The following is a 20,415-nucleotide window of genomic DNA, read 5'->3' as shown; positions in this document are numbered from 1 at the left end:
ATTCTATAAAAATTAAAAAAAGCTATTTCCATTTTATAGGAAATAGCTTTTTTACATCACTTTGTTTTCTAACGACTAAGAGTATCCGATAGCTCCATCATCCCAACTAAGAACACTGCTACTGTTTAATCTTGCAAAATTAATTCCACCCCACAGTTCTACCCAGAAACCACCATTTGCATTTTTGGTTTCATTAAAATTCAATTCTTGTACTCCAAAATCTTTTACATCTTTCATAAAATTTATTTTTATTATTAAACATTATTTTTTCTGAAAAATCACATTGCGCACTATCATTTCTCATGGTGCTAAAGTAGAATGGCAATGTCTCAAATCCCGAGATTGCTATTTAAAATTTAATTTAACGTGTGCCTGTATCATAAATTATTTAACTACACCTTCATTTTTTAACAGCGTCTCAGCATTTGAGATCAACCAGCATTAGATTTACACCAGTTATCCGCAAAGCGGTAAACCTAGTAAGATAATATAAACAGTAAATCAATTAAAAGATGAAAAATTCAACAAATGTAACCGAGTTAACAAGTATAGAAGTTAAGCATATTAACGGTGGAACAGAACCATATACAACAAGTGTATATGATGATGGATCTCAAAATGGTTGTACAAGACCGGGGCACTTTCCTATCCCTTACCCTACAACACCTATTTTATACTAAGAGATTTTATTTCCTAAAAAAATAAGAGGTAGGCAATCTTTAATTAGGGGATATGATCTTATATAAACCTTCAGTTAAAAATAATTAGTCGGAGGTTTTTGAATTGTAATCATTCTTGAACAAAATGCCATTTTTACATGATGATATCCCTTATTTTATCCAATAGAGGAAAAATAATTCTAAAAAATCGAAAAAATCTTTTCGAGATATAAAAAATAGTATATATTTGCACTCGCAAAAAGAGAAAAACGCTCTATATTTGCAGAAATAAATTCCTCCTTAGCTCAGTTGGTTAGAGCATTTGACTGTTAATCAAAGGGTCCTTGGTTCGAGCCCAAGAGGGGGAGCATAATTAGACAAGCCATCATTTCTGATGGCTTTCTTTTTGTCTAATCCTTGCGAAGCCTTGTTAACTCTAGTTAAAAGTTCTATAACTATGTTTTGTTGTTTGGTTCGACATTCTTTTTTAGAAATAATCAATTTTTCTGGAAACATCAAACCAAGTAAACTAGTCTTTTGTTCATAACTACTATCGTCAAAAAGCTGGGGTATTTCCCTTAAGGTTTTACAAGCTTTATCAATCATTTTGGTGGATACTTCATGCATATCCTTAATAGCTTGTAATTGCGCTTTTAAATCCCTTAAATTATTATTGTATCGTGTAGAGATTCTTTTAAAAGTACATGAATCAATATCCCCATTTATTAGTTTGTCCTCAGCTGCTTCCAAATTATTCTGCATACCCACTATTTTATTCTCAACTTGAACTTTATTGTTTAATTTACAGTACCGTTTTTTACGTTGTACATCAATCAATATTTCTCTATATAACGCCAATACATTATCGTTAACAGAAATATCTTTTAGCACATCATTTTTGAACATTTCATGTGCCTTTTCAGACCTAATACGATTCTTACATCCACTTCTACAATGGTAATAATAATATACCCCTCCGTTTCCTTTTGATGGACTACCAGTTAAGGTACCTCCACATGATTTACATTCTAAAAAACCTCTTAATGGTAAGTTTTCGTTTTTCTTATTAGGAAATTTTGAGTTTTTCTTCTTGCTCTTAAATATATTTTGAACCTTATTAAAAGTTTTTTCATCGACAATAGCTTCATGCAATCCATCAATCCAATATGTATCATCCTTTTCAAATTGAGGAACTTTAGTCATTCCAGTATAAACCCTATTTCTTAACATATTATAAAAAGATTGTTTACACCTATTATATCCACGATTCTTATAATCTTTCCTTAATTGCTCTATGGAATTAACACCTAATGATACTTCTTCAAAAATTTCCTTCACCAAATATGAGTCATTATTAGGAGCTAAGGACGCATACTTATCAAACCAACATCTAGCAAACCCATATGGTACACGGCCTACCCAAGCACCTTCTTTGGCTGCCTTATACATTCCATTTATTGTTCGTTTTGATATCTTATCATTCTCAATTTCCGGAGACACAAGATATATTGATAACATCATTTTATTATCAGGATTTGTTAAATCCAACATTTGCTCAACGGCGTTTATTTCAATACCCCATTTATCAAATGTTCTTATTTTAGCTAAAGCTTCTTCCATATTTCTAGAAAATCTATCCCATTTGGTAAATATTATTTTGTCAATTGATTTACGATTTGCTTTAACATAAGACTCTAGTTCTTTCCATTTAGGACGATTAAAATCTTTGGCAGAATAGTCTTCCGTAAATTCTTCAATTATTTTATAATTATTTATATCACAATGCCTTCTTAAAACCTCCAGTTGGTAATCTCTACCATGACCTTTATTCGCTTGTTCATCTGTACTTACTCTTGTGTATATAATTACTTTCATATTTCTTTTTTTTTAATAAATTTTATTTTTTCAGCTGACTTTCAGCCATTTTGTTTAATACTTTTCTTAATATCTCTACTTCTTCTTTTGAATATTTAATTCCTTTTTTATTTAAAATTTTATCGCATTTACTTATACATAACACATTATCGTGAATTACCTATGGCCTACTAAATATTTATAGTTGGCTTATTCTTTTAACGTCTCTTGCGATGCTAAACTTTTATGCTATACAAGCTCGACGTGACATCAAGTAATACTTAGAAATTAGTCATAGGAATGGCTAGTCACATATAGTATAACTACAGTCACAAATAAGTCTTTATAAAATCCGGATGATAAAACTTATGTGGAATGTTGAGGTAAGAATTGTCTTAAACTCAACTTAAGCGATAATAGTAATATTTTTTAAGACGGTCAAGTCAAATTTGAATTATTTTTAAAAAAAGTGAATTTTTTTATAATTAAATTTAAATATTTATCTTTTTTATTGAGAATAATTTAATTAAAATATTTTTCAAGTACCAATTAATTTAATATCTGTTTTAGCAATTTAGCCTTTGAATGCAATGTCAGACCATGTTTAAGCCAATGCATATTATGAAGAAGAAGCTTGAATTGTCTTTTAGTAACTTTAATTTTAGTCATAATCTACACCATTTTGTTTTAAGTTATTCCCCAAAATATCCCAATCCGTTCCGTATAACCCTTCTTTACCACAATAAAATATACAAGGTTTTAATTCATCATACTTTTCAATATAGATTCTATTACCTTCCAGAAATTTTTCTATATCTTTCTTAATAGAGTAGTGATATTTTTCTTCGCTAACATCCAAAACAAAATGATTGTGATGCCCTTCATCCCTACATGAAAATGATTCTGTTGTGTAAAACATTCTTAATTCACTTTTATTACCATATTTAGATTCTATATAATCATACAATTTATTCATTGTGTCTCTACAAGCATTACTATGTAACTCATTAGCATATGAAACAGTGCACCACCATTTCCAAGGCATTTTAAATAACTTATATTCTAAAGTATCCGTTTTACTTAAACACCTAATAGTATTTAATAAACTTTTATTATTCATTATAATATTGTAGATAGAAGGAGAAAGAAACTTCTTGAGCAGGCTATGGTGATATTTATCAGGTCTTCCAGCTATAACCAAATTAGTGTTAGGGTTTTTAGTTATTAATTTCTTCTTTAATCTTTTAATGGTCCTTTTGTCCTTATTTGCTAGTCTTGCAAATTCTTCTGTAGCATAGTATTTTTTAAATTTCATTAGTATTAATTGGGTGCATCAATCCCAATACAAGATGCGACTCGTTATTATGATTAATTAGTAAACAAAATCCTTGAATTAGTCAATAGTTAGGAGAAGAAATAATTTCTCTAACAAAGAGGACAAATGTCTACTTAGGTATTTTGAGTAGAAAAATTTCCTACTACTTATAAATATATCCGAGTTTCAAAAAGGGCTAAAAAACATATTTTATATGGTAAGAAAGGTGATGAATAAGAGTATAAATGTCACCTTAACCAAATTGTAGAATAAGGAAGGGAGGAGGTATAGTTATCTTAAATTAATTGTCCATTATTACCCCTGAAAACATATATTTAATCAAAAAAAGTATGTCAAAGAACCGTACGTAATCAATAAATTACTCATTTAAAGTATAGTTTTCATAACACCTACTTCCATCCTTTGAACAATGCGTGGTCAACATGAAAAAAGCCCCATTCATTTACTTCTAATGGCGTAAAACTTTCTACTGCTAATGTTGGTTTGTCAACCATAACAAACCTTCTTATATTTCCTAAAGAAGTTCTTGATATGGAGCTAATAGAAAAAGCATGAATCGATTTCGGGTTACTCATATTCCATTGGTTGAAACCTAGTTTTGTATAGACAGTCATTGTATTCCCTTCTATCAATAACCTGTAATGAATATTAGTATTTTTATTCCCAGAATGAACCTCACCTTGCCATTTACCTTGAAGGTAGCTTAAAACTGTTTCTTTGTTTTGGACATTGAAATCATTAGCCTTGGTATTGCTACCTTCATCTCCTCCAAATATTAAGGGTAGACCGACTACCATAAATAAAATTAGACCTATACCTATTTTTAATATTACTTTCTCTGTCTTGTTCATTATTCATATTTGTGATTACATACAAATATACTAAAAACATTGTTTTCAACCTATTTTATTCAATTCGTTAAAACTAACCAATTGTATTCACTTTTAGGTTATGGAAAAAAGAGACCGAAAAAGAGAAGCACATGAACTTTGTCTTCGGATTGGAAAGAAGATTAGGGATATTAGAAAAACTAAAAAGCTAACAGTTGCAGAAGTAGCCTATAGAGCAGGTGTTGAACCTCAAAACTTTAGAAAATACGAACTAGGCAAGCAAGAAATGCGGATATCTATGCTAATGAGAATAGCCGAAGCATTAGAATTAAAAATGAAGGATTTAATAGATTAGATTAGACACTAAAACCCATAATCATAATAACCTAAGGATTTCAATCTATAATCCATGGCTTGTTGGCTCACTTGAAAAAGTCGGCTCAATTCATAAATTTTATCATCATATTCCATATTGTCCGACAGTTTATCCAGTTCCAGTTGGATAAGACTCTTTGGCATAAGTAGAGAAGCTGCAAATTGATTAGCCTCTTTTTCTACACGATAATTATTAGGTCTATTATTACTTCTGAATAGCTTTGAACCCTTATAATAATCCACAAATAATGGCTCATCGACATGAAGAATGTAATGACCAATTTCGTGAGAAATAGTAAAGCGTCTCCTCACTTTATGATGATTCTCATTAACACCTATTATGTTTTTATTATCCTTCCGAACCAAGAATCCGGATACTTCATCATCTAAATCTTGATATTCAATTGAAATACCAAGCATATTAGCAAGTTTTTCGGAGTCTACAGGTCTTTCCATCAAATTATTGCCTATCAATAATTGTGATGAACACTTCTCGATTTCTCTAGTTGTCATCTTTTCTCAGAATTTCTTTAAGAACATTCAAAGTCTTTTTATTACCAGAATCAGACATTGAATTAAGCAAATCTACATATTTCTCATCAATCTGACTTGTTGCAGATTTATAGTCTTTAATTGATGGTAAAATATCGGTTATGTCACAGTCTAACGCAATAGATATCTCATAAATTGCATGCAGCGTCGGTTGTTGGTTTCCAATCTCTATATTCGAAAGAGAAGACCTGCTTAAAGAAATCATTCCGGCTAAGTCTTCTTGACCAACTTTTTTAAGCTTACGGAGTTCCTTAATGTTACTCCCTATTCTTTTATAAAAGGATTGTTTTTTGTCTTTCATATTGACTATTACAAATATAAAACATTTTTGCTTGTAAAACAAGCAAATTTAAATATAATAATATTTTTTATGTTTTTTGCTGGTATTGATTAAATTTGTATATTTGTAAATCGCTGTTTTTATACAATAGTATTTAAACAAAAAAAATCAGGTAGAAAACTACCCGATTTGGTATTTTTTAAGAATTTACTCGGCCTCGTAAGCCTAGCAATCCTTGTTCTGTAGGAAGACAAAGATACGAATTCTTCTATAAATTACCAAATCTGGTACTTCTTCTTGATGATTTATTAATCATTTAAAAATTTTAGTTACGCTTTTTATTTATTCTTTTCCTTATTCAGTCATATGAGCTATGAGCTTTAAATGACATTTTCTTTCCAATGCTAAGGTTCACGAAAAGCCTTGGAGAACTATTCTATTAATTTTTTTAAAAAAAGTATATAATGTATACATATAAAATAAATAACAAGCGATTTGAGTCAAATGACTCAAAATTAACAGGGCGTCAATTACTAATAAATGCAAATTTGATTCCTGTAGAAGATTACGAATTACTCTATAAAATCAATGAAAAAGGATTTACTCCGATTCAGCTTGATGAAGAAATAGACCTTAAAACAGCAGGAATTGAAAGCTTAAAAGCCAAACCTTATAAAAAGATTTCTATTAAAGTGGATAATAAACATTTTGAAGTAGAAAAGTGTTTTATGACTCCAAGAGAGATTATGTCCATCGCAGGCATAAATCCAGATAGAAATTCTCTGATAGAAATTCGTGCGGGAGGAGTTGAAGTTACCTATAAAGATGATGTAGAGCATAAAATTTCGATTACTAAAAAATCGTGTTTTATCTCTTGTAAAATTCCGGTAGAAATAGAGTGTATAATCGTTAATGCAAGAACCAAACCATGGACTAAGGATACTATTTCTTTTGAAGATATAGTATTACTAGAGTATGGTTCTATCTCTACCAATCCGAATGTAATTTATACTATAAATTATGTAAAAGGTGTTCCCAGTAAGCCAGAAGGTAGTATGGTTAAAGGTGATGTGATTTATGTTAACAATAAAATGATATTTAATGTTACTCAAACAAATAAATCATAGCACAGATATCAAAAAACTTCGTAATCAAGGTTACGAAGTTAAGATAATCGGAAATTATCTTTTGGTACAAAGCATTCCATATTTGAATGCTAGAAAGGAAGTAGCAATGGGCACGTTAGTAACTAACGTGTCTATTGCAAATAATCGTGTTACAAAACCAAACACACATGTAATTCATTTTGTTGGTGAGTTTCCCTGTAACATTGATGGGACAATTATTAGTCAACTACAACACCAAAGTAATACTATGAATCTTGCAGAGGGTATCCTAGTAAATCATTCATTTTCAAATAAACCTGCTAATGGCTATTCTGATTACTACGAAAAAATAACGCAATACATTAAAATCATATCCGCTCCTGCGCGGCATTATGATTCTAAAGTTACTGCTCAAACTTATAAAGTGATTGAGTCATCGGAACAAGATTCTGTTTTAAACTACAGTGATACTAACTCGTCAAAAGCCGAAATTGATAATATTAACCAAAAGCTTTCGGGTTTAAAAATTGGTATAATAGGTTTAGGAGGTACAGGGTCTTATATTTTGGATTCTGTATCAAAAACTTTAGTTGGTGAAATTCATCTTTTTGATGGAGACAAGTTCTTGCAACATAATGCGTTTAGAGCACCAGGGGCACCTTCACTAGAAGAATTGGATGAATCAATCTCTAAGGTTGAGTATTTCAGTAGAATTTATTCTAAAATGCATAAACATATAATTCCTCATGAATTATTCATTAATGAATCCAATTTAGGACTTCTTAATACACTAAGTTTCGTTTTTATCTGCATTGATAAAGGTGAGATAAAAAAGATAATATTCGAAAGGTTAGAAAACCTAGGGATACCATTTGTAGATGTAGGCATTGGAGTTCAAAAAGTTGAAGACTCTTTAATTGGAATGGTAAGAACAACTACCAGTACAAAAGAAAAGAGAAATCATATTTGGGAGGGTCGTGTATCTTTTGCTGATGCAGAAGACGAAGATTATTCTTCAAATATTCAAATTGCAGAATTAAACGCACTAAATGCTGCTTTTGCTGTTATTAAATGGAAGAAACTTTTTGGATTCTATAATGACCTTCAAAATGAACATGATGGTTGTTACTCTATTAATGTTAATACCGTTACAAATAATGACTGTTGAGCATAGATTTGTAGATTATATTCCAGATAATATTGAAGATGGTATATTATATATCTCTTTAAATTTTGGGACGGTAATTCATAACTGTGCCTGTGGATGTGGCAATGAGGTTAACACGCCATTGTCACCTACAGCATGGAAAATGATTTATAATGGCGAGTCTGTCACTTTGAAGCCATCAATAGGGAATTGGAGTTTTAATTGTAAATCTCATTACTGGATTACAAATAACAAAATTGAATGGTCTTCAACTTGGAGTGATGAGAAAATTAAGAGAATTCGTAATAGTGAAGACAATGAAAGAATTGAATATTATGAAAATAAAAAATCAACCCCATCTATTACCAAGAATAGTAATGATGAAATTTCAAAAACTAAATCGAACAAAAAAAGATGGAGATTTTTGAAATATATTTTTGGATAAGTAGCAATAATAAAAAAACCTCTGGTTTAGAATTATCAGAGGTTTTATGTTTTAAAAGGATTTCGTATTGTCCAAAACAAAATTTATATAATTTGTTTTAACCTTTTTACATAAAGTATTGCTTCCTTTCAAAGGAATAACAGGAGTAGAATCGTTTAACATTTTGCCAAGAGTCAAACTGCTACTAGGAAACTCAAAAGAAAGTTGAACAAACTTCTTTTTTGTTATGTTTTCTTTTTTAGCCATTAATTAATCCACATTCTTTTAGAGAATGTATTGCTTGTTGTTCCAAAGTTGGTAATGCTTGTAAAGATTTAGAAATTTTTGGTTTAACGGTTTTAAAATCAACCTTGATTAATTTACCATTATTTTTTCTTTCTACAAAATTAGTAAAAAAAGTTAAATAATTTCTTGGAGCCACACCATCGAAAATCAATATTCTTACTTTATCAGAACTTTTTTCATCTTCAGTTATTGCATCATCATGTAAAGTCAAACATAAACTTTTCACATAAGGTTCTATATAATATACTTCTTTAATTCCAGCAACTATAATATGCCTAGCACAATTATGACAAGGATAAGTTGTACAAAAAAGCTTACCATTAACCATTTTTGAACCAGATAATTGGCTACCAGAAATTATTGCATGCATCTCAGCATGCACTGAACGAGAAAATTCAATTAAATCCTTAATTTTTGAGTTTCTAAGATTCTTTTTTAGTTTATCAATAATTGTAATATCTAAAAAACCATTTTTATCATTTAAAATAGTTTTCAATTCCTCATCGTTTTTAATAGATTCTATTACCTTCTCTACTAGTAAATCTTTCTGATTATCGTTACTGCAATAACCTTTATGTTTACACCTTACATCTAATTGATTACCTTCTCTATATAAATTACCTCCAAATTTAGGAACATCATTCCAACCTATAGAAATTACATCTCCTTTATCATCTGTTATTGAAGCTCCAACCTGTCTGGACAAACAAGCTGAGTTCCCTGCAGCTGATTTAGCTGAATACATTGCTGTTTCTTCTATAGTTGGTGTAATAATATCGCTTTCAAAAATTAAATTTAAATACCTTTCTATTTTACTACTTAATTTATCTAAATTATTATGAGAAACTCTAAGAAAGAAATCTCCTTGAGAAAATGTTCCTCTTACATTTTGTCCAAAATCGTTATTTTCGAATTCATCGATTTCAACAATATTATCTACTTCAGATTGTGATAAATCCTTATTTAAAAGAGTGTTTTTTCTTTCATCCATTGGGGAGAAAACACTAAACTGAAAGAAGTTTTTAGTGTAGATTCTTCTTAGTAAAAGAAGTTCTTCCTTATTTTTTATAGAATCAAAAATATAACATTTTCTACGACTCTTAAATTTAGTCGGATTTAATTCATTTGGGTCATCTAAATTAATTTCTTCCAACCTAGAAATATGAATATCTTGTATAGCTAATTCAACAAGAACAGAATTATTATGATACTTTTTTCTTATCTCATTCCCCTCTTTTATTTTATAAATTAAATCTGAATAAGCTTTTGTTTTTTCCTTTAAAGCTTCAGATTTATTAATCTTATATTTCTTGATAAATTCACTTAGTTTAATACACTCTACTTCATAATTATATTTATCCTTAATAATTGTTGAAAGTGAAGTTATAACCTCTTTTTTTAATGATCCTATCGGAGCACAAATACCAAAAAATAACTCTTCAGTTAATGTGTTATTAACCTTTTCTCTCGTAGTTCTGCCAACATTTTTATTTTCGTGTTGTAGTTTTTCTGCTTCCATAAATACTATTTATTCCCTAAATATAAATAATATAATTATATGAATGGCAAAAGAAATTGAGCAACAAAATACCCACTAAAGGGTATTGAAACAACCTCTTATTTGTTTAATTTTAGAGTATTTAAATCCTTAATTATCATGAAAAAAATCATCTTATTACTTGTAACATTAATCACATCTTCCGTTTTACAATCACAATCACTTACAGTTAATAAATTGGACATAAGTACAAATTTTAAAGCCAATGATTTAATTTATGCACTACCCGTAACAACATTAAATTGTAAAGCTGAAGTAAAAGAGTCTATTTTCAAAACACCAAAGAAGGATGTAGAAGAAGACAAAATATTTGTGTCAAGTCCATCTATAACTATCCCTAATGAAACTAATTCTGATATAATTAAACTAAAAATAAACAACATTAGTCTATTTACTAAAGCAATACCAGATGAAAAACATATTTATAAAATATCCTTAAAAAAGCGCTGGAATAAGGAAAACAAAGTTGGATTGAAAATTGGCAAAAATGGATTAATACAGGGGGGTGAATTGACTAGTGAGGATAAAACATTCAAAATAATAACAACAGCTATATCCAGTGTTGCAGGCCTTTTCAAGGTTAATTCAACAGGTAATCCCTACGACCCTGAAAAAGATGGAAAACGCTTGTTTAAAGAACTTAAAGTATCCGATATTAAGTCTTATTCAGACAACGGAAGCGAAGAATATAAAATCGCTGAAAAATTAAGAGTACTCCTTAAAAAACGTAATTCAATAGACAATAAAATTAATGGGAATAATAATCTGAATATTAAAGGTTACACAAAACAATTAATTGAATTACAAGATAATTTCGCTAGAAAAAATAAGTTTGGAAAAGATTTAAACGTATACAAGCATAGAATATTTACGCTGAAAGAACTTATTTCGAAACTTAAGTCTGACAGAGAAAAACTACAGCTTGAATTCATCAAAGTTATTAGTTCATTTTTAGGTACCAAAAAGTCAAGAACAATAGAAGTTGAGGGTCTTGTGAGTAATCAATTTAATCATGGTACTTTTTCTGATATCGATAATTATTATAAAATTAAATTTGATAGTGCTAGTGAGGAAATTGTTATGGAGACCTCATCAAAAGATGTATTTGATAAGACTGATGATGGTTCTAGATGTGAAAACTGTTTCAGAATAAAAATTCAAAAGGACACTGACGATTTCGGAGACAATTTTTATAGTAAAATTGGCTCTTCGAATAACGCAGGGCTTGCATATAAAGTACCTGCATCGTATGAAGCTAAAGTATTCACCAACGATTTTGGAGAGCTTGGAAGCTATAATTTTTATGCGGTAGGTAATATATATGGAAGGCTTTCATCAAAAACCAACATTAATAATTTGGTTTATTACTCTGACTTAGGTTGGTTCAAAGAAATTAATGCCACCACAAAATCTATAAACCCAGATGATATATCCTCAATTGGGTCATCGGTAAAGGAGGTAAAGGATTTAGTAAAAGGCAAATCTGAAACGGAGTCACTGAAAGAAGAGACCGAATTACTTGAATTAAGATTAAAAAAGAGAGACCTAGAAAAACAGTTGGAAGGAAACAATGAAGAAGATGAAGAATAAGAGGATAATTAGAAGAATTATTGTTATCCTAATTGCACTTATTGTCATTTTAGTCGTTTTAAAAAAATGTACAAATGTTTTAGAAATAGAATCTATAAGAGACGGAGAATATTCAGTAGAGAATGAATATCCTTATCAAGTAGCAATTGTACCAAAGAAAAAGAAAAAATTTGCAAACTGCGGAGGAGTAATAATAAATTCAGAATGGGTTTTAACAGCAGCTCATTGCTTTGATGATGTAAGAAACAGTGATTTCTTGATTTATTTAGGTAATGGTGAATTAAACGGAGATGGGACCTACCACGAAATCCTTCAAACTTACCCGTTTGATTTTTTAAACCATGAAAATGGAAAATTAGAGAAGTATGATAGCTCTAGTTATAGACATGATATCTTATTAATTCAATTAAAACAACCCTTAGAACCTGATTTTGACGTTGAATTGTTAGAACCTATTTCGGAAAGTCAACTAAATCAATTAATTGAGAGAAAAGATAGTATTACAATGGTGGGATGGGGTAAAGCAGGAAATTTTTTTAAACCCCAGAGACTAGTTAAAAAGCGATTACCAATAATTTCATTTGATAATTGTAAAAAAGGTAAAAACATTAAAAAAATTCTGTATCATGGAATGACTTGTATTGGTGAAAAGAACATTATATCTGCTTGTCATGGTGATAGCGGAGGAGGGATATTTTATGAATCTTCGAGTGATATTAAATTAATAGGGGTAATAGCCATAGGAAGTGACCATTGTTCAAATAATCCTAAGCATTTGGAATATGATGTTTTAATGAATATTATTTTTTATAAAGACTGGATAGATTCAATTATAGAAACATATTCATTACAAGACAATATTAACGTTTAAGCACAGATTAATGGTATGCATGGTGTTTTTCAAGTTGTGCAAACCTCTTCAACTCTTCATCAAATTGGTTCGACAAAACAATATTAAGGGGAGCAAAAGTCCAGCAGCAATGTTGGACTTTTTTGTGTTTAAACCCCATTATTATTGGATTTGTATTAAATTTCTGTACTTCTTAAATAATCCATCTATAATCTAAATTTATCTTCTTATCTAAACAAAAAAGAACCCAATTAGGTCACCCAATAAAATTTGGAAGTATCCTGATTCCCTAGCTGGCGCAAGTTTGCAACTTGTACCTTTATAACATGCATCTCATCCTGAAAAAGTTTACATATTTAACTAATATCCTGATAAACTTTGAGGGCACCAGAAACATTCTGGCGCTAGCGGGGGATTCTATACCATCAGTTGATTATGCGAAGCGTATTGCCGATGCTTTAGGGGTTTCTCTTGATTATTTGGTAAGTGATAATGACAAAGAAGATGTTCTGGATAATGATGCTGTAAAACGTATTAAAGAGATACAGGGTTTGCCTGATAGTGAAAAAGATAAAATCTATTCTGTGGTAGATGCGCTGATTAGAGATTATAAAACTAAAAAAGCATATACATAAAACAACCACCTCGTTTAAAGGTGGTTTCTTGTTATAAATTAATATATCGCCCTAATCTTTCTTAATTAGCGTATTGATAAGAAGCTCATTATTTTCATAGGTTTTTCCATTTAGATCAATAAAATTTTTATCAAACATTAAGGTAAAAGCTTTATCTTTTTTTGTGTAAAAATCACATACTAAATAAACTTGATTTTTATTAAATCCAGCTCCTGATTTTACTCTTGATGAACTCTTAATTTGCTCAACTATATTGTCTATTTTCGATGAATTATCAATTTGATAACTTTTTGTTTCTCGTACAGACTCTTCCACCATTTGAGTAGGAAAAAGTAATTCAAAAGAAATATGATAAACTTCAATTCTTGCAATATCATATTTCTCAATATCGAACTCTTGTTTACAAGACAATAAACAAAAAGCCACTAAAAGTATAACGATTAATCTATTCATGATTTTTTCTTCTTTTCTTTTTTAGGTTTTACCGATGTAGGAGATACTGTCCTATAAGCTTTACCTCTATGAGCATTTCTTGTTCTATCTCTCTTTAACTTTCTCCCTGATGGATTCTCAATTTTATTGATTACATCAAATTCTTCTTTGTTATCCCATCCACCTGTAAAAACAGTTTCTGAATCTTCCTTATGCTGTTCAGGATCTTCTAATGAGCTTTCTGCATGCCCCAATTCGTGTAATAACCCTTGAGCAGGTGAAACTAAGGCACTATGCTCATATCCATCGCCCATCACCCAATCTAAAACACTATTCTGTTCTTGATTAATTCCTACTTCTGGGTCCCAAATGACAGTATTATTATTACTATTAAAATAAGTTTCTTTACCTTCTTGACCGAAGAAAGGGTTATTTTCTTTTGTATTCTGAAGAACACTTACATCCCCTAATTCATCTCCCGATAAAGTTTCAATAACACCTGCAACATCTGCATCATTATCTATAATATGGTTAAGAGCAGAGTAAACATCTTTTATAAATTGATTATCTCCATCATAACTCCCTCCAAATTCATAAATATGCTCTTGGTCATTGCCATCAGCATCTTGATAATGAATAATTATTTGTTGACCATCAGGGTCTTTATAATAGATAGGATTATTTGCTGTGTAAGTATATGGTGAATAATTATAGTAATCTTCCGCTAGATTATCAATATTCATCCATCTACCTAATGCAGGATCATGATTTCTAAAACCAAAGTCTAACCACTCTAAACCAAGCTCTCCTTGTTCTTCTTTTCCATTGTAGCCATAAGGATGTTCTCTACCATTTATCACATTATTGTAACCTTTATGTTTTAGTCCAAAGGGATAATAATTATTCTCTTCAATAATCTCATCTTGGGTAATTGTTCCATTACCGTTAGCATCTTTGTATGATAACCTAATATTTCCTAAGTGATCAGTATATTGATAGATGTAATCGAACCCATTTGAGCTATTAGGTTCAGCATACCCCTCAGCAGTAGTAAAGAACTGTAATTGGTCATTCTTATAGACGTAATTCCCAGCATACTCCGTTTCTGTTAAAGAACTTCCACTTGGAGCAATTTTCTTTACTTTTACTCCAGTAGCGTCGTAAATATAAGTAATATTTCCTGTTCCCTGTGCATTAGATATAGAAACTGTTTTGGGTAGGTTCAAATGATTATACGTAATCCCTGTGATGCCTTTGTTTTGATCTATGATCATATTACCATTAGTGTCATACTCAAAATCATCGTTGGTATTAGTACCATCCTTAAATCCAAATGAGGTATTGCCAGTATCTGCAACTTTTAAAAGTTTATTACCTGCATCATAACTATATCCCAAATTATCCATCACTCCAAAAGAAGTAGCATCTTCATTAAGATGTCCTGTTCGGTTTAAGGATAGGATGTTTCCCATCTTGTCATAGGTGATACCACTTAAGTCATAATTACCACTACTACTTATAGCATTAGTAATTCTATTTAAGGCATCATAAGAATATGTATAAGCTTTGATACTATTATCCTGATTGGCCGTACGCCAATAGGTTTGACTTATATTTCCATTATACAAGGCTTTATCCTGGTATGCTGCAGCTACATCATCGTAGCGAATTCTAAAAGAAAACAGGTCATCACCGATAGTATTGATATCATTAATTCCTGTAAGCCACCCTCGTATGTTGTAGGTGTAATCTACTGTTTGTAACCCTTCGACTCCGCTCAGGGTTCCATTGCTGCCACTGAGCGAAGTCGAAGTGCCGCCCACAGCTTTAGATTCTAGTTGTCCAAGGGCATCATAGGTATTACTTACAATCTGCTCGGTATCCTGGGTATTGATTTGTTGGGTTTGCGTAAGAAGTCTCCCCATATGATCATAGGTAAATTGATCAACCGTTACAATAGCTGGATTACTACCTTTAGTATGTCGGGTAGTGGTTTCTTCTACTTTACCGACAAAATCCAGTTTGCTCTCTATGATATCAGTAGTATTAAGATAGTCATTTTTACTAGCTACATAAATAGGCCTTGACCTATCATCATAATAGGTTATGGTAGTAATCCAATCATTAGTATCTAGCACTCTTACTTTACTTCCAGTAGGTAAAGATTTGATATTGGTATCAATCGTTTTTCCATATACTGTTCCGGGATTGGTTAATCCGTCGATATCAAAAGTATAATCATCATAATAATTGATGGTAAGTACTTTATAAATACTTACAGGATAAGAATCTTTGGTATAATATACTGGCGTCCCTGCAATGGTAATTGGGCTTGTTGTTTTGGTTTCGTAAGTTTCATAAGTAGATGAACTGGTTTTGTTTCGTAGCAAAGCCTCTGTACTTCCATTCTCTATAAGACCTGTATACGCTACTCTACCAAAAGCATCATATTTAGTGAACAACCATCTACTTTTTGCTCTTAGATTTGCATCCTGGGTAAGTACGGGTTGATCTAATGTGTTGTAGATGATGTATTCCTTTCCTTTTCCCGGGATTTTCTTTTCTATTAATCTATTTCTGTGATCGTATGCATATTGGTAACACAATTCGGAAAGCTCTGCGGTACTTACTCCATCTACTGTGGTCACTTTTGGTGGGATCACATAGGTAAGATTACCATACCGATCATAGACATAATAGGTGTCATGTGCTTCTGATGTTGCTGAAGGTGTCGATGCATAGGTTCTCTTCAGGATTACTCTACCTTGTTTGTCTTTATATTCTTTGGTAGTATGTAAATCTCCATCTGCAGGTGTCCAGTTCTCATCCTTGGTAATGGTTACATAGAGTTGATCGACTGCATAATAATTGTCTTGTACTAGTTCTGGTTTTTCGGTATCACCTCCTGTAAAGGTTACAGTAAAATTCACTACTTCATTAGTGGTATTGGTACCCCAATCAAATTTGATCGTATGATCGGTATCACTGTTGGGATCAGCTTTCCATGCTTTTCCGGGTGCACCTTGTTCTATAACCCTGTTTAAAGGGGAGGCCTCAAACACACTTTCACTATAAGCATTAACATCTCCCAGATTGGTCGTAATCCCAGGAAAGTCGTCTGAATACGTATTTTTATAATACGCATTGATATCGGTATTGACATCTACGGTTTTATAACTTCCCACAGTATTGTTCGCTTCAAAAGGAAGGTGTTGTTTGGCTTGTCTGCCATAGACATCATACTGCATATGGGTAACGATATCTTTACCATCGGGAGAGGCTTTAATCGCTCGTTGCTGTATGGGTCTTCCCAGACCATCATAGTAGGTAACACTCTCAATGGTATTATCTACATCATTAGCATTAGCACAACTCACATTCTCCATATCAGCAATCGTTACTGCAGTTTGAGGAACCGTGGTATGGACATAATTCTTATCGGATAATACTACCTGGGCCTGTACCTGCAATCCCATAAGTAGCATCACTATGCTATGTATAATTTTATTGTTTATCATCTTACTTGTCCTATAATTTGTTTTCCTGGTACAATAATAGAAGATGCCAGTTTCATTTTTCGGGACTGGGAAAATTTTATGTCATTTTTTTTTGAATCCGAAAACAGGTGTCAGAAGTTCTATGCTTTTAGGCTCTCGAACCTCAGGTTTCTGACACTTGATTATTTTGTAACAAGTTCTGGAAACATGACTGATGAAATTATAATGGAGTATATCAAGAATCAAAATTTAGAGTGAGAAGATGGTAATTTCGAGATTGGCGGATCTTAAACTGACTTAAAGTCGGTTTCCAAATCTACCGGCTTCAAGCCGGTAGTAGTAGTTTAATTTTATTTTTCAACTACTTTATCGAGTTGTAATTTAGTCTTACTTCCATCGATATTTGTATACAATAATTCAATAAAACCATATTCAGTATTAAAAAATGAAGTTAATTTGGTTTCACCTAGCCTACTTGTTGCTGTGGCATCAATAGTATAACACTCTAATTTACCAAAAGCTGTATGTATCTTCTTTTTATCCGTTATTTCATAAATATACTTATTTTCAATTCCTCCCTTCCAGGTTAACCATCTTTTGTCTGCCCAAGAATCTCCTATCTCCAAATTCCATTTCCATGTATTTCCAACTTCAAAAGGAGTTTGTATGTACGGAAATGGATTTAACTCAAGAATCCTAAAATATTTATCCCTTGGTGGATGCATCCATACGTTTTTTTCATTTTCTATAATACCCGAAATTGAATTAAAAGCTGATAATTTACCCTTTGTTACGTAGTTATATTGAGCTACTGTTTGATTATAATCAGGAATATATTCTATCATAGCTTTCAGCCCCTCTTTTATCTTAATCTCAACCTCTAGAATGGTGTTTTCATCTATTGAATCAGCAGAAACAAACTTCCAAGAATGCCTCCAGTTGTCTATTGATGGATCTTCTTTAAAATAGTATTTGCTATTATTTTTTGTAATATGTTCATAAGAATATATAAATGATGTGTTTTTTGTGTAGATAGTATTGTTATCTGTATATCTAGTAAGTTTTACATTTGTAGAATCAAATACTTCAACAAATACACCTTCTTCCTTAACAAGTTTATAATCCTTATCGTTTTTTTCAAAGTCTGATTTACAACTTGTCATTATAATGGTTAAGATGAATAATCTTAATACTATTTTCATGGCTAATTTTTTTATTCCACGAAGTGGGAACCTTTTTTTAAGTTTCAAAGAAGCAGTGTCTCTACATTTTATAGTTGCCCGAAGTATGAAGCCAGATGTATGATGTGTTTTTCACTTTTCACTTTCCAAGCTCCAGCATCTAACTTCTTAAAACTGTCTTCGACAGTGCCTGACCTGAGCTTGTCGAGGGGCTCAGACTGACAAGGAATATACTGTTTTCTTCTAACTTCGGTCTTCTGACATCTAACTCTTTTCATTTTTCGTTTTTTTCTTTTCACTATTTCAAACCACTTCGACAAGCTCAGTGTGACAATACATTTTTCACTTCTAACTTCCGTCTTCCTTCACCCTACAAAAGGGTTTACTTCGTTAGGATTTTGATCCTTGGTATAGAATCCAAATGCAAAACTCACCGTTTCTTCATACACAAAACTTTGTATTGATAGGTCGTATGTTATAGGTGCATTTAATCGTCTCATGATATTAATAATACGATATAACTTGGTTTTTGAAATTCCTAAACGAGCGGAACAATCTTCTGGTGACCCCGTTGCTTGTAGCCGAATCAATTGATCGACACGTTCTATAATTTCGATATGTTTGATAATGATATTCATACTGTTTTCCCTTTGATAAATTAGTATGTGAGTATTGTAGCCAAAATTGGACTTCTGAAACTCATTCTTAGACTTTGCGGGTTCAAATTTGAGACACAACTATAAAACGATGAACCAAAAAGACGTTCCATTGGATCTTTTTGATGAAAATTTGGACGTTTAAAGCTCAACATTGAGTCATCAAGGTCCAAATTTGGACTTCCGACCTTCAAAATTGGACTTGTGACACCCAAATTTGGGATTTCAAAGTCTAAATTTGGGTATCCAATCTCTAACTGAGCGTCTTTTTGATCCAACAGAAGGTCTTTGAACCTTAACTCGAAGCCTTTCATTCTAGTCTAGATTTGTCATTCCAGCGTAGGCTGGAATCTATGGATAAGATTTACCTCTAATGGATTCCAGCCTACGCTGGAATGACAAGTACAATTATTCTTCTGTTTCACTAGTTTTGGAAACGCTTTTACTACGATTAAAAAACTGCTTAAGTTCTGCTACTTTTTCTGTAAATCCAGGTTTACCTGCTCCTTTACTATATTGTGAATATGAATAATCATTGAGTGCATCCTGGTAATTATCATAGTCATGTAGAATTTTAGTGCTTTCTAATCGATACGCCAAACTTTCTAGTCGTCCCAACAAGTTTTCTGTAAAGACTCGGGCTTTATAATCTTTTTCAAATTCGTCCCAATCCACATCTGGAGAACTTAAAACATTACTATTACGGCGATAATCCCAAATTTTATTCACAAACAGTTTATTGGTCTCATTAATTGCCTTGTAACTCCCACGCTCTTTTTCGGTTAATGCCGATAATTTATCTGTGAATATGGTCTCTAATTGATGTACCAAACTTTCTGCCTGATCCTTTTCTTCCTGACTCAATTGATCTTGAATGATGTTTCTCATACGTTGTTATTATTTATAATTATACATTTTGTTTTTATGATTGAGGCTAGATGACAGAAGTCTGATGTATTTTTATCGCCACCTACTGACTTATGACTTCCGACACCTGACATCTAACTCCCTACCACATTTTCCATTTCAATAACTTCTTAACTCCTATCTTCTAACTTCCAACACCCGACATCTAACTCCTTTTACATTTTTCATTAATCAACATGAGCATGTCATAGGACAAGATGACTTCTTGGTTTACAATTTT

At 31.5% G+C, this 20,415-nt stretch carries 21 protein-coding genes and 1 tRNA gene; 9 read left to right on the top strand and 13 right to left on the bottom strand.

The window, feature by feature from the left end:
- Positions 1-75: 75 nt before the first annotated feature.
- A complete protein-coding gene (locus tag PQF96_RS23160; protein ID WP_160114280.1) occupies positions 76-237 on the bottom strand; it encodes a hypothetical protein in 162 nt (53 codons plus the stop codon).
- 275 nt (positions 238-512) lie between these two features.
- Between PQF96_RS23160 and PQF96_RS23155 the strand changes: the two genes are divergently transcribed.
- Positions 513-680 (top strand): hypothetical protein, encoded by a 168-nt coding sequence (locus PQF96_RS23155; protein ID WP_271768772.1) that lies wholly within the window; start codon positions 513-515, stop codon positions 678-680.
- A 273-nt stretch (positions 681-953) separates the two neighbouring features.
- A tRNA-Asn gene (locus PQF96_RS23150) sits at positions 954-1,027 on the top strand.
- Here the strand turns inward: PQF96_RS23150 and PQF96_RS23145 are convergent.
- From PQF96_RS23145 to PQF96_RS23135, 3 genes are all read right to left on the bottom strand, one after another.
- On the bottom strand, positions 993-2,534 hold the full coding sequence (locus tag PQF96_RS23145) for a recombinase family protein (RefSeq protein WP_271768769.1): 1,542 nt from the start codon (positions 2,532-2,534) through the stop codon (positions 993-995). The genes PQF96_RS23150 and PQF96_RS23145 overlap by 35 nt on opposite strands.
- A 640-nt stretch (positions 2,535-3,174) precedes the next feature.
- Complete coding sequence (locus PQF96_RS23140) at positions 3,175-3,828, bottom strand: hypothetical protein (protein ID WP_271768767.1); 654 nt, start codon at positions 3,826-3,828, stop codon at positions 3,175-3,177.
- Between the two features lie 410 nt (positions 3,829-4,238).
- Positions 4,239-4,700: a hypothetical protein gene (locus tag PQF96_RS23135; RefSeq protein WP_271768765.1), complete on the bottom strand. Its 462-nt coding sequence runs from the start codon at positions 4,698-4,700 to the stop codon at positions 4,239-4,241.
- Between the two features lie 100 nt (positions 4,701-4,800).
- On the opposite strand from PQF96_RS23135, the gene PQF96_RS23130 reads away from it, so the two are divergent.
- A complete protein-coding gene (locus PQF96_RS23130; protein WP_271768762.1) occupies positions 4,801-5,034 on the top strand; it encodes a helix-turn-helix domain-containing protein in 234 nt (77 codons plus the stop codon).
- 8 nt (positions 5,035-5,042) lie between these two features.
- Here the strand turns inward: PQF96_RS23130 and PQF96_RS23125 are convergent, their stop codons facing one another.
- Together PQF96_RS23125 and PQF96_RS23120 are read right to left on the bottom strand one after the other, a co-directional pair.
- Positions 5,043-5,567: an ImmA/IrrE family metallo-endopeptidase gene (locus PQF96_RS23125; RefSeq protein ID WP_271768759.1), complete on the bottom strand. Its 525-nt coding sequence runs from the start codon at positions 5,565-5,567 to the stop codon at positions 5,043-5,045.
- Positions 5,557-5,907, bottom strand: a complete 351-nt coding sequence (locus PQF96_RS23120) for a helix-turn-helix transcriptional regulator (RefSeq protein ID WP_271768757.1) — start codon at positions 5,905-5,907, stop codon at positions 5,557-5,559. Before PQF96_RS23120 ends, PQF96_RS23125 begins: the two co-directional genes overlap by 11 nt.
- Before the next feature lie 443 nt (positions 5,908-6,350).
- Between PQF96_RS23120 and PQF96_RS23115 the strand changes: the two genes are divergently transcribed.
- The 3 genes from PQF96_RS23115 to PQF96_RS23105 are packed head-to-tail and all read left to right on the top strand — an operon-like array spanning position 6,351 to position 8,584.
- Positions 6,351-7,013: a multiubiquitin domain-containing protein gene (locus PQF96_RS23115; RefSeq protein WP_271768754.1), complete on the top strand. Its 663-nt coding sequence runs from the start codon at positions 6,351-6,353 to the stop codon at positions 7,011-7,013.
- On the top strand, positions 6,988-8,160 hold the full coding sequence (locus tag PQF96_RS23110) for a ThiF family adenylyltransferase (protein WP_271768752.1): 1,173 nt from the start codon (positions 6,988-6,990) through the stop codon (positions 8,158-8,160). Before PQF96_RS23115 ends, PQF96_RS23110 begins: the two co-directional genes overlap by 26 nt.
- Positions 8,150-8,584 carry a DUF6527 family protein gene (locus PQF96_RS23105; RefSeq protein ID WP_271768749.1) on the top strand — a complete coding sequence of 145 codons (435 nt, stop codon included), beginning with the start codon at positions 8,150-8,152 and terminating at the stop codon, positions 8,582-8,584. Before PQF96_RS23110 ends, PQF96_RS23105 begins: the two co-directional genes overlap by 11 nt.
- A gap of 238 nt (positions 8,585-8,822) precedes the next feature.
- Here PQF96_RS23105 and PQF96_RS23100 read toward each other — a convergent pair whose 3' ends face one another.
- Positions 8,823-10,388 (bottom strand): anti-phage dCTP deaminase, encoded by a 1,566-nt coding sequence (locus tag PQF96_RS23100; protein WP_271768747.1) that lies wholly within the window; start codon positions 10,386-10,388, stop codon positions 8,823-8,825.
- A 138-nt stretch (positions 10,389-10,526) separates the two neighbouring features.
- Between PQF96_RS23100 and PQF96_RS23095 the strand changes: the two genes are divergently transcribed.
- The 3 genes from PQF96_RS23095 to PQF96_RS23085 all read left to right on the top strand — a co-directional run bounded on the left by PQF96_RS23095 (position 10,527) and on the right by PQF96_RS23085 (position 13,502).
- A complete protein-coding gene (locus PQF96_RS23095; RefSeq protein ID WP_271768745.1) occupies positions 10,527-12,017 on the top strand; it encodes a hypothetical protein in 1,491 nt (496 codons plus the stop codon).
- Positions 12,007-12,888, top strand: coding sequence for a S1 family serine peptidase (locus PQF96_RS23090; RefSeq protein WP_271768743.1), 882 nt, complete (start codon positions 12,007-12,009; stop codon positions 12,886-12,888). The genes PQF96_RS23095 and PQF96_RS23090 overlap by 11 nt, the downstream gene beginning before the upstream one ends.
- Positions 12,889-13,193: 305 nt before the next feature.
- A complete protein-coding gene (locus PQF96_RS23085; RefSeq protein ID WP_271768741.1) occupies positions 13,194-13,502 on the top strand; it encodes a helix-turn-helix domain-containing protein in 309 nt (102 codons plus the stop codon).
- 51 nt (positions 13,503-13,553) lie between these two features.
- Here the strand turns inward: PQF96_RS23085 and PQF96_RS23080 are convergent, their stop codons facing one another.
- From PQF96_RS23080 to PQF96_RS23055, 6 genes are all read right to left on the bottom strand, one after another.
- Entirely contained in the window at positions 13,554-13,955 is a 402-nt protein-coding gene (locus tag PQF96_RS23080; protein WP_271768738.1) for a hypothetical protein, read from the bottom strand.
- Positions 13,952-17,452 (bottom strand): DUF6443 domain-containing protein, encoded by a 3,501-nt coding sequence (locus tag PQF96_RS23075; RefSeq protein ID WP_271768735.1) that lies wholly within the window; start codon positions 17,450-17,452, stop codon positions 13,952-13,954. Before PQF96_RS23075 ends, PQF96_RS23080 begins: the two co-directional genes overlap by 4 nt.
- A 329-nt stretch (positions 17,453-17,781) precedes the next feature.
- Positions 17,782-18,633 (bottom strand): hypothetical protein, encoded by an 852-nt coding sequence (locus PQF96_RS23070; RefSeq protein ID WP_271768733.1) that lies wholly within the window; start codon positions 18,631-18,633, stop codon positions 17,782-17,784.
- Between the two features lie 344 nt (positions 18,634-18,977).
- Positions 18,978-19,250 carry a hypothetical protein gene (locus PQF96_RS23065; protein WP_271768730.1) on the bottom strand — a complete coding sequence of 91 codons (273 nt, stop codon included), beginning with the start codon at positions 19,248-19,250 and terminating at the stop codon, positions 18,978-18,980.
- A gap of 20 nt (positions 19,251-19,270) precedes the next feature.
- Positions 19,271-19,582 (bottom strand): hypothetical protein, encoded by a 312-nt coding sequence (locus tag PQF96_RS23060; RefSeq protein WP_271768727.1) that lies wholly within the window; start codon positions 19,580-19,582, stop codon positions 19,271-19,273.
- Between the two features lie 94 nt (positions 19,583-19,676).
- Positions 19,677-20,156 carry a hypothetical protein gene (locus PQF96_RS23055; RefSeq protein ID WP_271768724.1) on the bottom strand — a complete coding sequence of 160 codons (480 nt, stop codon included), beginning with the start codon at positions 20,154-20,156 and terminating at the stop codon, positions 19,677-19,679.
- Between the last annotated feature and the right edge of the window lie 259 nt (positions 20,157-20,415).

Source organism: Aquimarina algiphila (assembly GCF_947494415.1).
In the GTDB taxonomy this organism is placed as follows: Bacteria; Bacteroidota; Bacteroidia; order Flavobacteriales; family Flavobacteriaceae; genus Aquimarina; species Aquimarina algiphila.
This window is presented reverse-complemented; position numbering and strand designations above follow the sequence as displayed.